Annotated in this window: 9 protein-coding genes; 2 read left to right on the top strand and 7 right to left on the bottom strand. The window is 43.7% G+C overall.

What is annotated here, in order from left to right:
* Nucleotides 1-19: 19 nt before the first annotated feature.
* Entirely contained in the window at nucleotides 20-2,053 is a 2,034-nt protein-coding gene (locus IH598_16765) for an alpha amylase C-terminal domain-containing protein (GenBank protein MBE0640168.1), read from the top strand.
* A 5-nt stretch (nucleotides 2,054-2,058) separates the two neighbouring features.
* Here IH598_16765 and rmuC read toward each other — a convergent pair whose 3' ends face one another.
* The 3 genes from rmuC to IH598_16750 all read right to left on the bottom strand — a co-directional run bounded on the left by rmuC (nucleotide 2,059) and on the right by IH598_16750 (nucleotide 9,464).
* Entirely contained in the window at nucleotides 2,059-3,435 is a 1,377-nt protein-coding gene (rmuC, locus tag IH598_16760; protein ID MBE0640167.1) for a DNA recombination protein RmuC, read from the bottom strand.
* 242 nt (nucleotides 3,436-3,677) lie between these two features.
* A complete protein-coding gene (locus IH598_16755) occupies nucleotides 3,678-5,177 on the bottom strand; it encodes a DUF2807 domain-containing protein (GenBank protein ID MBE0640166.1) in 1,500 nt (499 codons plus the stop codon).
* Nucleotides 5,178-5,462: 285 nt separating this feature from the next.
* On the bottom strand, nucleotides 5,463-9,464 hold the full coding sequence (locus tag IH598_16750; protein ID MBE0640165.1) for a T9SS type A sorting domain-containing protein: 4,002 nt from the start codon (nucleotides 9,462-9,464) through the stop codon (nucleotides 5,463-5,465).
* A gap of 155 nt (nucleotides 9,465-9,619) precedes the next feature.
* Between IH598_16750 and IH598_16745 the strand changes: the two genes are divergently transcribed.
* The gene (locus IH598_16745; GenBank protein MBE0640164.1) at nucleotides 9,620-10,393 is read left to right on the top strand and encodes an alpha/beta fold hydrolase; all 774 of its coding nucleotides are present in this window, start codon (nucleotides 9,620-9,622) and stop codon (nucleotides 10,391-10,393) included.
* A 39-nt stretch (nucleotides 10,394-10,432) separates the two neighbouring features.
* Here IH598_16745 and IH598_16740 read toward each other — a convergent pair whose 3' ends face one another.
* From IH598_16740 to IH598_16725, 4 genes are all read right to left on the bottom strand, one after another.
* On the bottom strand, nucleotides 10,433-11,395 hold the full coding sequence (locus IH598_16740; protein MBE0640163.1) for a mevalonate kinase: 963 nt from the start codon (nucleotides 11,393-11,395) through the stop codon (nucleotides 10,433-10,435).
* Nucleotides 11,396-11,399: 4 nt separating this feature from the next.
* Entirely contained in the window at nucleotides 11,400-12,461 is a 1,062-nt protein-coding gene (locus tag IH598_16735; GenBank protein MBE0640162.1) for a diphosphomevalonate decarboxylase, read from the bottom strand.
* A gap of 63 nt (nucleotides 12,462-12,524) precedes the next feature.
* Nucleotides 12,525-13,469, bottom strand: a complete 945-nt coding sequence (locus tag IH598_16730) for a GHMP kinase (protein MBE0640161.1) — start codon at nucleotides 13,467-13,469, stop codon at nucleotides 12,525-12,527.
* Between the two features lie 11 nt (nucleotides 13,470-13,480).
* A complete protein-coding gene (locus tag IH598_16725) occupies nucleotides 13,481-14,818 on the bottom strand; it encodes a hydroxymethylglutaryl-CoA reductase, degradative (protein MBE0640160.1) in 1,338 nt (445 codons plus the stop codon).
* Nucleotides 14,819-15,279: the final 461 nt, after the last annotated feature.

The following is a 15,279-nucleotide window of genomic DNA, read 5'->3' as shown; positions in this document are numbered from 1 at the left end:
CCCTTGTTCATTTTTAACTATGACAACAAAAAGAGCAGATAAAACCCGACTTGCACTGGTAGAAAGTGATCCGTGGCTCGAACCCGCCGAGACGGAGATCGAAAACCGTTTGAAACGTTTTCAGTCCCGCCTGGCCCAAATTGAAGATCAATATGGCAGCTTGCATGAGTTTGCCGATGCCTATACTTTTTTTGGCATCCATTACGACAAGAAAGCAAAAGGCTGGTACTATCGTGAATGGGCGCCGGCGGCATTTGATCTGTTTCTTACCGGCGATTTCAACGACTGGAACCGTACTTCTCATCCCCTCACAAAAAAAGAAAACGGGGTTTGGGAAATTTTTCTCGATGATAAAACCTACAAAACAAGATTTATCCATAACAGTAAACTGAAAGTGCTCGTTCATGCAGCCAACGGATGGAAAGAGCGTGTCCCGGTTTGGATTAACCGTGTGGTTCAGGACGATTTGACCAAGGATTTTGCCGGACAACTGTGGATACCCGAAAAGCCTTTTTCGTGGAAAGACGACATGTTTAAAGTTGGTGACCTGAAAAACCTGCTGATTTATGAATGTCATGTAGGCATGGCACAAGAGAAATATGGAGTTGGCACCTACATTGAGTTTGCTGAAAATGTTCTGCCGCGCATCAAAGCAGCCGGTTACAACGCAATACAACTGATGGCCGTGGCTGAACATCCGTATTACGGATCATTTGGCTATCATGTGTCCAATTTCTTCGCCCCTTCCAGCCGCTTCGGAACCCCGGAAGAGTTGAAGGAATTGGTAAAAAAAGCCCATAACATGGGCATTGCAGTGATCATGGACATCGTGCATTCGCACACAGTAAAAAACCTGAACGAAGGGTTGAACGAATTTGATGGTACCGATCATCAGTTTACCCATCCGGGCGAACGTGGAAATCATCCCAACTGGGATTCCAAGGTTTTTGATTACGGAAAAACAGAGGTCATCCAGTTCCTGCTTTCTAACCTGAAATACTGGCTGAAGGAGTTTCATTTTGACGGCTTCCGTTTTGATGGCGTCACTTCGATGATGTATTTCCATCATGGAAACACCACATTTGGAGACAGGGATAAATATTTCACCGACGGTGTTGAGTTTGACGCCATCACCTACCTGCAACTGGCCAACACGCTGATTCACCAGGTGAAAATGGATGCCGTTTCGATTGCGGAAGATGTCAGTGGTATGCCAGGTCTCTGCCGCCCGGTGGAAGAGGGCGGGATAGGATTTGATTACCGGCTCGCCATGGGAATACCTGATTTCTGGGTCAAAACCCTGAAAGAGAAAAAAGACGAGGAATGGCACATGGACAATCTGTGGCACACCCTCACCGATCGTCGTCCCGACATAAAAACCATCGCTTACGCCGAATCGCACGATCAGGCGCTGGTTGGCGATAAAACTATTGCTTTCTGGCTGATGGATAAAGAGATGTACTTCCACATGCAGGTGGATGACCAGCATTTGGTGATAGACCGTGGCATCGCGCTGCACAAAATGATCCGGCTGATCACTATTGCTCTTGGAGGCCAGGCTTATCTCAACTTTATCGGCAACGAATTTGGTCACCCTGAATGGATTGACTTCCCCCGCCAGGGCAACGACTGGAGCTATCATTATGCCCGCCGTCAGTGGTCATTACGCGACGATCCGAAACTGAAATACCGTTTCCTTGCCGAGTTCGACAAGGCAATGATCAAAATGATTAAAGAGAAAGATGTGCTTAATGCCGGTTATGGGTATAAGATCAGCAACGACGAGGACAATAAAACATTGATCTTCGAAAAGGCTGGTCTGATCTTCGTTTTCAATTTTCATACCAGTCACTCCATTCCCGATTATGAGTTTTTTGTCCTGGAAAGTGGTGATTACAGGATCATTCTCAATTCAGATTCACCGGAATTCGGTGGCCATAACCGGGTTGACGATAGCCGTAAGTACATCACAATGTTCGATACCCTTAGCGGCAAACATTATCTCAAAGTTTATATTCCAAACCGCACAGTGCTGGTGTTTGATAAGCAATAGAACCGCTACTCGTCCAAATCTTCTGCTGCTTCCAGTGCCTGAAATACTTCACCGGTGTCATCCGATGGTAGCGCCATCACGCCTTGTAACTTACGGTTGATCGCGTTAGTACGTGTTCCCTTGAGTTGTTCGATGGTCTGACCGGCAGTTGTGATTTGCTTATGGGCTTTGTCGAGCAGCCCGCCAAACTTTTCAAACTCAGCTTTGACAGCCCCTAAAATTGACCAGACCTCACTGCTTCGCTTCTGAATTACGAGCGTACGAAAACCCATCTGCAGACTGTTGAGGATGGCCGCAAGGGTCGTGGGACCTGTGACCACTATTTTAAACTCACTGTGCAACTGTTCGAAGAGTGCCGACCTGCGTATTACTTCGGCATAGATGCCCTCGAAGGGCAAAAACATGATGGCAAAATCGGTCGTATTCGGCGGATCGAGGTACTTGTCCCGGATATCTTTCGCCATCTTTTTAATGACATTTTCAATGTTTTTATTGGCCGAATCAATGGCAACAGGATCACCGCTTTCATAAGCATCCACAAGGTGCTCATAGGTCTCTTTAGGAAATTTGGCATCAATGGGAAGGTAAACCACGCTCTGGCTTTCGTCGCGGCCGGGGAGCCTGATGGCAAACTCAACCCGTTCACTGCTGCCTTTTTTTGTCACCACATTGCTTTCAAACTGATCCGGCGCCAGCATCTGATCGAGCAGCATCGAAAGTTGCACCTCGCCAATTCCGCCGCGAATCTTCACATTGCTCAGCACCTTTTTTAACCCGCCAACATCTTGTGCAAGGTTTTTCATTTCTCCCAAACCTTCCTGTACTGCCTGCAACTGCTTCCCTACCGTTTCAAATGACTGGCTGAGCCGCTCGTTCAGCGTCTTTTGCAATTTTTCATCAACGGTTTCACGCATTTGCTCCAATTTTTTACCGGTTGTCTCCACCAGTTCTTTCTGCTGAGCTTCGAGCAATCCAAGTTTTTCCCTGAGTTTCTCTTCGAGCGTGCCGAATTTCTGACGCAATTCTTCAATCAACTGGCCAAACTTCTCACGCTGCAACTCATTAAAAGAGCGCACATTTTTATCAAACGCCTCCTGAAACGCTGCGATTTCCTTCTTCATCTCCTCCCGCATCTGCAAACTGTCGGTTTTGGCCTGCTGAGTCAACTCTTTCAGCCGTTCCTGTACCTGGGCAAAGTTTTTTTCGAGCTGTCCAATAAGCTGGGTAGAAAACTCCGAAAATTTCCCGCTAAGTTCCTCACGGTTTTCCTTGTTCAGGCGGCTACCTTCCTCTCGGTTAATCCGGAAATCATCTTTAAGGCTGGTTTCCAGTTTTTGTAAATTTCCTTGTAACTCTTTCACCCTGCCGGAAATATCATCCATTTCAACGGCAGCCTTTGGGCGAAAAATAATAATCAGGGCAATTGCTGTAAGGAGAAGTACAGCGTTGATAATAAGCAAAGTAGTGATCATTTTTCAGATAAATTAATAATTAAAATGCTGAGGAACCGGAGCAAAGTTAGCATAAAGAAAAGATCAGGACATCAGGAGTAGCTGAAGCGAAATAAAAAAGAGAAGTTGCGCCGGACAACTTCTCTTTTATGAGGTGAATACCTGTAAGAAGATTACCACCCTACCAGAGTAATGCCTATAGCAAAGGGATAAAGTTCAGGCCCCTGATTATCCTGGAACAGTGTATTGAGCGAGTAGGTAGCATAAAGGTTGATCACGCCCCATCCGATACGCGCCATGGCATCGTAGCGGAACGGGTTCATGTGAAAACTCTCACCTTTAATTTTTTCCACATTACGCCCGGTTTCCTGGTTCATCATCTTGGTGTAGGTTCTGAACCGCCAGCCCAGCATCATTCCTGCGGTAACATGAAAGCTGTCTGTGCCCGAATGGCGGTTGGTCTGGTATTCGAAAAGCAATGGCACAGTGAGATAGTTGGCCACTATTTTGCTTTTTTCCCAGGCAATTTCGGTGTCAGGATAACCATAAATCTTTACTGAATCAGGAACCATTTGGATATTATTGTCCAGGCGGTAGTTGTTCCACCTCAGGCCAAGCCCTGTGATCATACCAAATTTGTTATTGACCAGGTTGATATTTTGTTCGTAAAAATTTATGCTGACATCAATGGATTTTTCATACTTCAGGTCAAGAAAACTATATTCATCCGGAACCTCAATGTTAAAATCACTATCTACATAGCCATTGATACCCAGATCAAAACCACCCCAATGACCATTGAATTTGTTGCGTTTGATCTTTTTAAAAGAAACGTCTCCATCGTCGTCCACAATCAATGTCCGGTTACCAATGACAATGGTTGTGGAATCGCCGTCAATGACTTCGACATTAAAATTTCCTGCAGTGACGCGTGTTGTTTCTCCATCTTCATCAATAACGATTGTTTTTGTTTTAGTAACGGTCTCATCACTTGTTTCAACTGCCGGGTCGCCATATACATTGATATCCCCGGCGCCACTTGTTTTTGTGGTTACTTTTGTATTAGAATTTACAGAAATACTTGATGCACCGCTTGCATTGGCTGTGGAGACTTCGCTAACCAAATCCTTTGCTTTTATGTGGGCTGCCCCGCTGGCCATAAGATTACTTGAGCCTGCCGAGCCGGTTAGCTTAACATCAGAGGCGCCACTTGCATCCACCTTAAGCTGCTCAACGTCTATATCGAGCCTGACTTCTGAAGCACCGGACGCTATAATGTCAAGATTTGTGGAAGTAATTGTGTTGCTACCTTCAATCCTTGCAGCCCCGCTTACATTCAAATTTGAAATTTCGGGTACTGTAACATAAATATTGAGCTTGGTGGCATTTCTCAACCCTGATGAGCTGATATAAAGCCGATCACCCTTCACCTTTGTCGTGATGGCGTCAAGGAGGTTTTCATCAGCTTCAACTTTAAGCGTGGTTTGATCTTTAATGGTCAGGTAAACCACAAAAGCTCCACCGACATCGATCCCGGTGAAATTTTCAACTGTTCGCTCCTGGCTCACCACATTCTTGTTCCCGTTCAACCGCTGCGCCGAAACCGGACTTGTTGCGATTACAAGAATCATAGCCAAAAAAAGGCCTGTAAATGTTTGATGTATTCTCTTCATGATTAAATGTTTTAAATTTTCGGGGGTATGACGTGAGCGCCTTTTGAAAAGTTACAACGAAAAATTTCAAATCAGCCGGAAACTTGTAGAAAAATCCCATTACTTCATTAATATTCAGTCTATCAACGTGTTAATAAGATTTTTGAATAAGCTTTCAAAATCTTACACTTTCAAGGCAAAAAGTTTATGCATTAATTATGTGATGACTCTGACATCTTTTTGCTTTCAACAAAAAGCAAAAAAGAATGCTTTAAAAGATGGCTGAAATTGTTGTGACTCTTATCATTATCTCGGTATGACTACCTTAACCGACTGTGAAATCCTCTCATTGATCAATTGGACAATATACACTCCTGAAGGGAGATTGACCGGAAACCGGCTGATGCCTTCAGTTGAGACCTGGTCATTTCTGAGCAACCGTCCCTGTATGTCGTAGGTTAATACCTGGAGAGTAGTTTCAGCATTATTTATGTAAAGGTACCCATCATTAAACCATGCAAACCCTTTTTGATCATTCATGTGACTATTCATACCCACCACTCCGAAATGAAGGATAAATCTATCCGGGTCATCACCCTGGCTTGAAGCGAATACATAAACCGGATTTACCGAAAGTTTGTGCTGGGTGTTCAGCTCCAGGTCGGTGAGGAAAATTTCAAACCCCGGAATCGTTTCCAATAATTCAATTTCAAATTCTTCGGCATCATTCTTTACAAAACCAAACGGGATCATTGTTTGTGCTGTAACTGAAGGTAACGTATTCGTAGATAATTGCTCACCGTTGGCTATAGAATAAAATTTTGGGGCATAACCGGGAAGGAACCTGGAATCATGATAAAAATCAAAACCATCAGTTGCTTCAGCATTCATTCTGATGCGGCTTTCCTGGGCGGCACTTCCCTGAGCTTCACGGGCAACCAATAAAATATCACCATCCGGAGCTTTAAACCAGGGAGTTGTACTATGTGTGCGCGAAATTGCAGGAATGGTAAGGCTATTAGCTGCTTCTTCGACCTGCACCATAAACCCCTGTGCTGATGGAATAATCCCAAGAGGAAGTATATCTGAATAGCTCTTATTGGTTGAATGCCAGATTTTGGCAATGCCAGCCACTTTGTCAAGTACCCAGTTGCCATCGTTCCATACCAGGGCACTACTGAATGGGTTCCCAAGCAAATGCCATCCTTTACCCATATTCGAGGTATAAGAAAGATTTTCAATCAACACATTACCAATCGTCAATTCCCCGGAAAATGCCTTTTCTGACTGGTTCTGCTGGTAGGATAGCAGGTAGCCTTGTCCGGGATTGAAGTTCGCACTGTTGTTGTTCCAGTTGATGAAATTCTGCCCTTCCTTAGAATTCATCCATGTGTTGGTCGCTTCATCCCAACCATAAAAATCGTAACCATTACCGGCTCCGGTTGTTGCAAATCCTGAAATTTCCTGTCCTAGAACCGGGGAGCTTATGATATGCCACCCTTCGTCCCAATTGCCCCAGCTGCCGTTAACGTATCGCCCGACGGTGGCCTTGACTCCCGGGCTGTTGTGAAGCAACGATGCTGTGGAAGCAACATTGGATTGCAACACCAGCCCTGCTTCATTTAACGTACTGGAAACTGCTCCGACAGCAGTGAAATCCACTGCTGGAGATAGTGTCAAAGAACCCCCTAAAATCTTCAGATCATTGACACTCTTGTCCTCTCCAAGTGTAATTGTGTGATTGATTTCCACACTTACAGCTACATCATCCGGCACGATATCATCAAGCCATGAAGCTGCTGTACTCCAATTTCCGTCAGCTTTTGAGCGGACATAATTGTACCTGAAATGAGCAGTATAATTTGTCGGGTTACTTCCGTTGTTGTCATATTCTGATTTATTCGGATAAGTTCCATTCACCTGCGAGTAAAACTCAATTGTGTATTCTCCAGCTGCTAAACCTGCAAGTAAGTTAATATTGGCCCCCTGGAAACCCCATTTCTGATCACCCGGGTTGGTCAAATCTGCCATCCAGGCGAGAGCGACATTTGTGAAGATCGGAGATTGAGGGCGTTGACCTTTTGGGTAAATACTGTAATACAAATTTCCACCGGTAACATCTCCGCCGCTTTGCTTCCAAGTTTTGATATCATAACCGTTCAACGTCAATTGGTCACTTCCGGTGAAAGTTCCGAAATCATAGTTCTGGATGGCGCCGGTGCCATTATCCCAAAAAGATTTAGAAACCGGCGTCCCTTTTACTGTAAAACCTGCAAAACTCCTTTGTTCGCTCCACAATCCCCAGGCGCCTTCAACCCATACAGAATAGCTGCGCCCGGGCAAATCAATCCAAATAGAATTGGGGACTCCGTTTGCAGAAGCTTCAACAGTGGCAACAGGGTAGGCTGAATTACCGATCAAATCTGATAGCTGTGTACCTACAGCAATTCCATCCAACTGCTGGCTGAATTGTGCACGATTCCCGCTGAAATTAATAGCAACTACAACATTTTTAAAACCTGCTCCTCCTTTAAGCTGGTAAACAAGTAGTTGGTCGTTGGTCCCTACGGCGCTGTTTGTAAACCCACTGCCAAATTTGTTTAAATATGTCCGGGAAGAAGATCCATAAATATATTGGTTATGAATACTCATCAATTGGCTAATCTGGTTTTTCAGTGGCGCCTTGTTTGAAGGATGATAATTCGGACCGTTGGCCGGATATCCGAAAAAATCCGGGTAAAAAACAGTCGGGATACCAATCTGGTTATTTGTCAGCAGATAAGCATAGGCCAGAATCGGATTGTTGTGGATCAATGAGGCAAACCCGGACTCATCGCGGAAATCGTGATTATTGGCAAAAGTTACCACATTTACACCATTCAATTTACCCTGATCAACAATCCCTGCATCGAAAACTCCCCGAACATTGTACCCATACTGATCGCATGCCTGGCGTAATGCCTCGCGAAGTGAGAAATCGAAAACTTTAGGAGCGATCGCCTGTTTTGTCGGCTCATTCATATGATAATAAACATTGTTAACCCAACCGGCCAACTCCTCGGTATTTGTACCATACCACTCGCCGACAACCATCGGCGGCGCCATATTATTGTCATAAAGATTATCAAGCAGATCGCCCATAAATTCCGGTGAAAAGTGCTTAATGGCATCAACCCGCAGACCACGTATCCCAATATCTGACCAGTTCCAACGGGTCCAGGCAAAAAGTTTGTCTTTTGTGTCGGTTTGAAACTGGTCATAATCGTAATAGAAGAACATTCCATCCCAATCACCGGCAAGGTAGGTGGTGTTGGTATTGTTTGGCTTAAAATTACTCCAGTTCATCAAGCCCTGGCCACTGGGCATGTAATTATAATTGGTGTAAGTCTGATAGTAGAGATCATTAACAATATCCTGATTTCGGGGAGCCGACCAGATTCCGTGAATGTAAAGGTCAGAGTAACCGCTATATCTTTTGTCAAAAAGGATGTAAATGGCATCGCCGGAGGCATTGAAATCATTTACAGTTAGTGTAAGTTTGAATTCGTCGATTCCACATGCGTCTGAATCAATATTCCCATGAATGTTTACTCCAAGAGATATTGTGTTGTTCAATTGACTACAATTACTACCACCATTGGGTTCTGATTCATTGAAGTTTGGAAGGTATTGCCAGCCAACTTTATCAGTGTACATGTAAATCTGGTACTCCCAGTTGTGAAATTTGCTGTGCTGGGATTTTGACCTAAACTTAAAATAGTAATCACCGGCGCCATTACCCGAGCCGCCTCCAAGGGGTAATACAACCCTCATCCTGTCGTAAGGGAAAGGATTCGCACCATGATTGTTGATTTTGTCAGCATCAAAGAAATTAACCACATAATTTTTCAACCCCGGATTATCCTCCACTCCACCCCCATCCCGATGGTTGTAAACCAAATCAGCGACCGGTTTGATGTTTTGACTGTTCAGTGCTGTAATCAACTGATTAAGATCAGTTCGGGTACCAAAGCCCGTAGCGCCCTGCCCATACTCGCCATAATCATATAGGTCTTTTGGATCGTAACCATTACTCCATGGACCAGATGCTGTTCTGCTCAGCGGAGGGAGCCACAGAAAATCAAAACCTGCATTTCCCAGTTCATTGGTTTTCAACCGGAGGGTATCAGCCCAGTTGGCATTGGCTGCAGTTTTGGGATAATCCCAATACCAGCCCTGCATCATAAAACTGGCTTGTCCGTTAAGATTGTAGGATAAAAAACTAAAAATGACAGAAAGAAAAAGGGAGGAATAATAGAATCTTTTCATCACTGATAAGGTTTTAATTTAAAAAATAACCTGGTATTAAACAACTTTCCAGCGGCAAAGTTCGCTATTTTTCAGAAAGCAGATGAAAAAGGGCTAAGGGAAATATTCGTTTTAAAAAACAGTTAATCTGACTTAAACAACGAAATCAGCAGTACATGGAATTGTTTTTCAGGCATTACGGAAAAGGACAACCGATGATCATTCTTCATGGTGTGTTTGGAGTTTCCGACAACTGGGTAACTTTCGCAAGGGAAATGGCCGGTAACTACGAAATTTTCATTCCCGACCAGCGGAATCATGGCCAGTCGCCGCATGATCCGACGTTGAATTACTTTGCACTTTGCGCCGATTTACAGGAGTTTATCGAGCATCACCACATCGAAAATCCGATCATCATTGGTCATTCCATGGGAGGAAAGGTAGCCATGCGCTTTGCCCTCGAGAATCCGGAAATGACCAAAGCACTAATTGTGGCCGACATCAGTATGAGAACCTACCAGCGCCGCTATCGTCATTTAGAAATGATTGATGCTATGATGGGTGTTGACTTTAACCAGGCTGAATCCCGCGAAGAGATTGAAGCCCAGTTAAAACCCATGATTAAGGACGACCGTGTACGCCTGTTTGCCATGAAAAACCTTTACCGCCGTCAGCGGGGGCAATTTGCATGGCGGTTAAATCTTGAAGCCATTAACCTGAATATGGATGAGATATTTGAAGGGATCACATCGGATAGGCTCTATGAAAAATCGGCGTTGTTCATTCGTGGTAGCGAGTCCGACTATGTGAAATATGAGGATTTTGACCAGATTTACCGCAACTTCCAGAAAGCGGATATTAAAACCATCGAAAATGCAGGCCACTGGCTCCATGTCGATCAACCAGAAGCATTTAAAAAAATAGTCACCGAGTTCCTCCAAAAAATCTGACAACTATAAATGCCCATCAATGCCAACCAATGCTCTTTACTAATGAAATTTCGAAATAGGTATAATCTCTACATTCTGCTCTTGCAAAAGTAACCTCGCCTGCTCAAGATCTTCAGAAAAACCAAGCAGGAAACCTCCCCCACCCGATCCGCAAAGCTTCAGATAATACGTACCGGTGTCAAGTCCTTTTTGCCAGACATCAAAAAATGCAGGAGGAACCATCGGCTTAAGGTGCTGAAGAAGGAATTTGGACAGCACTTTCAGATTTTTGAAAAACTCCCCGATTTCCCCTTTAAGAATCGCTTCGATGCTCGCGTTGGTGAGTGGAATCATCTCCGTTTTAACTGCATTGAAGAATTGATCATTTTTGCACCAATCAAAGAATTTACTTACTAACGGACCAGTCTTGCCCGGTTTACCGGTGTTGATCAGGAATATTCCGCCGTTATCTGAGAACTTTCGCGGGATACCAACAGGCTGGATGAAATGGTCGGGCATGATAAGCAACGGGTTGCGCATGTAGCAGTTCAGCGGGTCCATTCCCGAGCTCACTCCATGAAAGAAAGACTCCATCTGCGAAAAAATACTTTTGAGCCGGCTGAATTGATCTTTGGTCAACTTCCCATTATGACTGATCCTGTTTACGGCATACTTCTCATAAATGGCGGCAACAAGTGCACCTGAGCTTCCCAGCCCAAAACCCTGGGGTATGGTGGATTCAAAATAAAGCCCTTTATCGATATCCTGCTTGAATTTTTTCAAGTCAACATTGAAAAGCAAGGCGCCTGAATCATTTTGCTCCTTAAGGAAAAGGTAAAAATCCAACAATGATCGGTTAGAGTCGGCTGCAAACTCCTGGTCGGTGTATTTTTCGTCGTTAATAAAACTCAACTCCCCTTTAAAATGGGTGTAAGGCACCGAAAGCGCCATGGAATCACACATAATACTGTACTCGCCAAAAAGCAGGATTTTTGCGTAAAAAATACCGTTTTTCTTTCTCATTTCATTAAAGTTTTTTAGGGCCAATACCCATCTTGTCATCAATCATCCGGTCATTTTCACAAAAGACTAACAATTCCCTTTCGATAAATGCATTTACAGCAATTTCATCTTTTTCTGGATAAAGCAGGTGCACATTCGGGCCGGCATCGAGGGTAAAACACACAGGAATCCCGGTATTTAGTCTGAATTGAGAAATTCTTCCGATAACCTGCAAGGTTCCCGTTTCCGTCAGTAAAAATCCGGGGTTGGAGGCCATCATCATGGCATGAAGAGTTAAAGCTTCATTTTCGACAATGGCTGTAAAATCATTCAGGTTTCCTGTTTTTAGCGTTTGAAGGAGCAACTCAAGATTTTTTTCGGCATGGATATATCTTGCCTTTGCGTAAGGATGTCTGACCATCAGACCATGTCCGGCACGGCTTGACACTTTCTTTTCGCCCTTACTTATAATGAGTATGCTGTCTTTAAGGTGTTGAAAAACAGGATGGATTTCTTTGTTGAGTGGTGTCGCATATTCATCCGCGGAATCTGTGATTGAAGGTGTTTTTCCCCAACTGACAAATCCTCCGTAAACGCTGCGCGCTGCACTGCCCGATCCAATTCGCGCCAGATGAGATGCCTTTACGAAAAATGCTGCATCTTCTGCTTCCATATCATTGCTGATCTGCTGCTCAATACTGCAAAGGCACAGTGCCAGTGCACTCATTGCAGATGCTGAGGAGGCAATACCGGCTGAGTGGGGAAAGGAGTTTGAAGAATGAATTTCGAAGTGATAATGAGTTAAAAATGGCAACTCCGGAACAATGGTTTCAAAATATCCTTTCAACTTTGTAGCAAATGCCGGATTCGGTTTTCCATCAAATAAAAAATCAAAGGAAATTTGCCCTGGTTCATTTGCTGGCCGGTAATCAACGATTGTTTGAGTTGTAGCTTCTGACAGGGTCATGCTTACAGAAGCGTTGGCCGGAATCTGAAATCCCTTTTTTCCCCAGTACTTGATTAAAGCAATGTTACTTGGGCTTTGCCAGGCCGCGCGGCCAATTTTTTCGGTTTTTATATCTGACATTTGCTGTGTTAAGAAATCAAATAATCGATGTAAAAGTAACCTTTTTGATGTACTGGACTTCTGTTAATAGTTATGTTCAGCATTATAACTGGCCGGATGGAGTATTATCTCATCAAAACCAAACACCGTGTCAAAACCTTTCCTTTTAAGATAGTCCAGCAAACTTTTTTTCCCATGTTCCCAGGTCATCATCACGAAATCACCACCCCAGGCGCCAAGCGACTTGACTGATCCCTGATGATTGGCAAAATAAATCTCTTTGACCGGAGGCAAATTCAATACATTGGCCATAATCCGCTCGTGCTCATCAATCAAATGGTTAAACCCGGCTAAATCGGACGCATTTACCATTTTGCCCGTAATCTCCGAAATCAGCGATATTTCCTTTTCCCTCGAAATTAAACGATCGGTCAATTGTAAAATGCTTTTGTCTGATCGCTGCTTTTTCCCAAGGTAAACAAAGTAAATTTGATCTTTAAAAGGAGGATAAAAACCGACTGGAGTTACAGTTGGCTGGTTGTTTATCAACTGATACAAAACAGGAGTTTCAGAGCGTGCACAAGCGATATCAAAACCTGAGCCCTGCGAAATACTGAAATGAAGATCAAACGGATTAATAGCAAACCAGTAAGCAATATTTGAAATCAGCGTAGAGCTGCTCCCCAGCCCCCAGCTAATATCAAAGTTGGCCTTTGACACTACATCGAGTCCCCCAGAATTACCTAAGAAACCCGGATTCAACGAGTTTGCTTCAACCAATAAATCAGATAAAAATTTGGCTTTTGGCTGGTCGTTGGTCGAAATGATTTCAAATCCCGGGATGGAAAATTCAGCATTGAACCAAAGTTTTTCCAGGACAAAACTTTTCCAGGAAATTTGACTGTGACGGCTTACTGCCCTGACTTCGAATGACTGACCAAAACCAAGAGGCACTGCTAACGACAAAGCACCATGTAACACAAGGTATTCGCCCGTGATCAGGAATTTGCCGTTGGAATAAAAGGTCATTGATGCCCGGGTTAGATGTTTGCTGTTGCTATCTGCCTGATGCTCGCAAGAAATTTATTCACTGAGTTATGAGAAACTTTGTGCTGAGAAAAATGCTCAACAGCCAGCACTTTTTCTTTGTCGGTGGCATTGAACGAGTTCAAAATGTTAAGGAGGTGCATTTTCATGTGTCCCACCTGGATACCTTTGGTAACAAGCGATTTCACTGCACCGAAATTATTTGCCAGACCCACTGAAGCAGCAATCATCATCAGTTCTTCAGCTGAAGGATTCCCCAACAATTGAAGCGAGAATTTAGCCATCGGGTGAAGAGAAGTCAGGCCACCAACAGTTCCCAACGCAATTGGAATAGTAAGTGTATATCTGAATCTTCCGTTGGAAACATCAACATCGGTCAGGCTGCGATACTTTCCGTCCCGCGCTGCATAAGTATGTCCACCGGCTTCAATCGCCCTGAAATCGTTTCCGGTAGCCAGTGCCACGGAATCAATCCCGTTGAAAATGCCTTTGTTGTGCGTAGTAGCCCGGTGCGGATCAATTTGTGCAATACGGATTGCCTTTTCGAATTTCCATGCAAAGTATTCCGGATCATCAATGTCCCCTGCATGCCTCAGGCATTCAATATCACAATCAACCTCAGTTTTTACCAAACATTCGGGGGTGTAATTCGACAGAATGGACATAATGACCTGGCACTCTCTTTCCCTACCGCTATAATGCTCATTTTCGGCGAAATGCTCTTTAAGTATCAAGGCAAATTCTTCAAGGCAAGAGTTGATGAAGTTGGCGCCCATCGCATCACGCGTGTCAAACTTTGCTTTCAACTGGAAATAGTTATCCAGTTGGTCGGTCAAATTCACGAGCTCAATATCAAGGATGCCGCCACCACGTTTTTCCATGTTCTCGGTCAGGTGCTTTGTACCATTGATCAACTCGGTTTTGAGTATTGGAAACAACGCTTGCAACTTCTCCACTTCGCCTTCCCAGATAAAATGAACCTGTCCTACTTTTGTCGTGGAGATGACTTCAGCATGAAATCCACCTTTTGGAGCCCAGTACTTGGCGCTATTTGATGCAGCAGCAACAACCGAACTTTCCTCAATTACCATTGGGACAAGATACATTTTGCCATTGATGTTGAAATTGGGGGCAATACCCAGGGGGAAATAAAAATTGGAGATTGTGTTTTCGCTGAACTCATCAAAAAGCTTCTGTATGGCCGGGTCTTCGTGCCAATAGCTTTTCAGCTCCTCAACAATCTGATCCGGATTCCCAAACCTGTGTGCCACCAGCTCAATCTTGGCGTTCTTATTCATTTTTGAAAAACCGGAAATAATGTTGTTCTTCATCATTAAAATTTTTGCAAAATTAATTATTTAGTAACTGTTGCAGCATTGTTCAGCATGAAGGCTTAACAATCCACATCAGACCAAGAAACAATGATGACAGAATAATGTTTAATTTTTTTGTTTTTATATTAAACAAAAGAAGAGAGGTAACACTTCAATTGATTTCGACTGACCGACCCCAAAAGTTATTAAACCTTATCCCAAAGGGATCCCTTCGGGATTACCTTATTTTCAATGATTTGGACTGAAAATGAACAATCGGTAACAAAAAACAACCTCAATAAGGTAATAAGGTTTTGTAAATCAATGGAATACATTTTCTATTGTACTCCCCATTCTTTAGACCACAAAGATGTGTTTTTAAGGTTTGATGTTATTGTATAAAATGCTTTTTGTTTATGCTCTTGAAATAGCCCATAGCAAGAACCGGAAATAACTTTTTGGCCTCCCGAAGGGTTTTG

The organism is Bacteroidales bacterium, from assembly GCA_014860585.1.
GTDB lineage: Bacteria > Bacteroidota > Bacteroidia > Bacteroidales > 4484-276 > RZYY01.
Note: the sequence above shows the minus strand (reverse complement) of the source record. Positions and strands in the feature narration are given on the sequence as shown.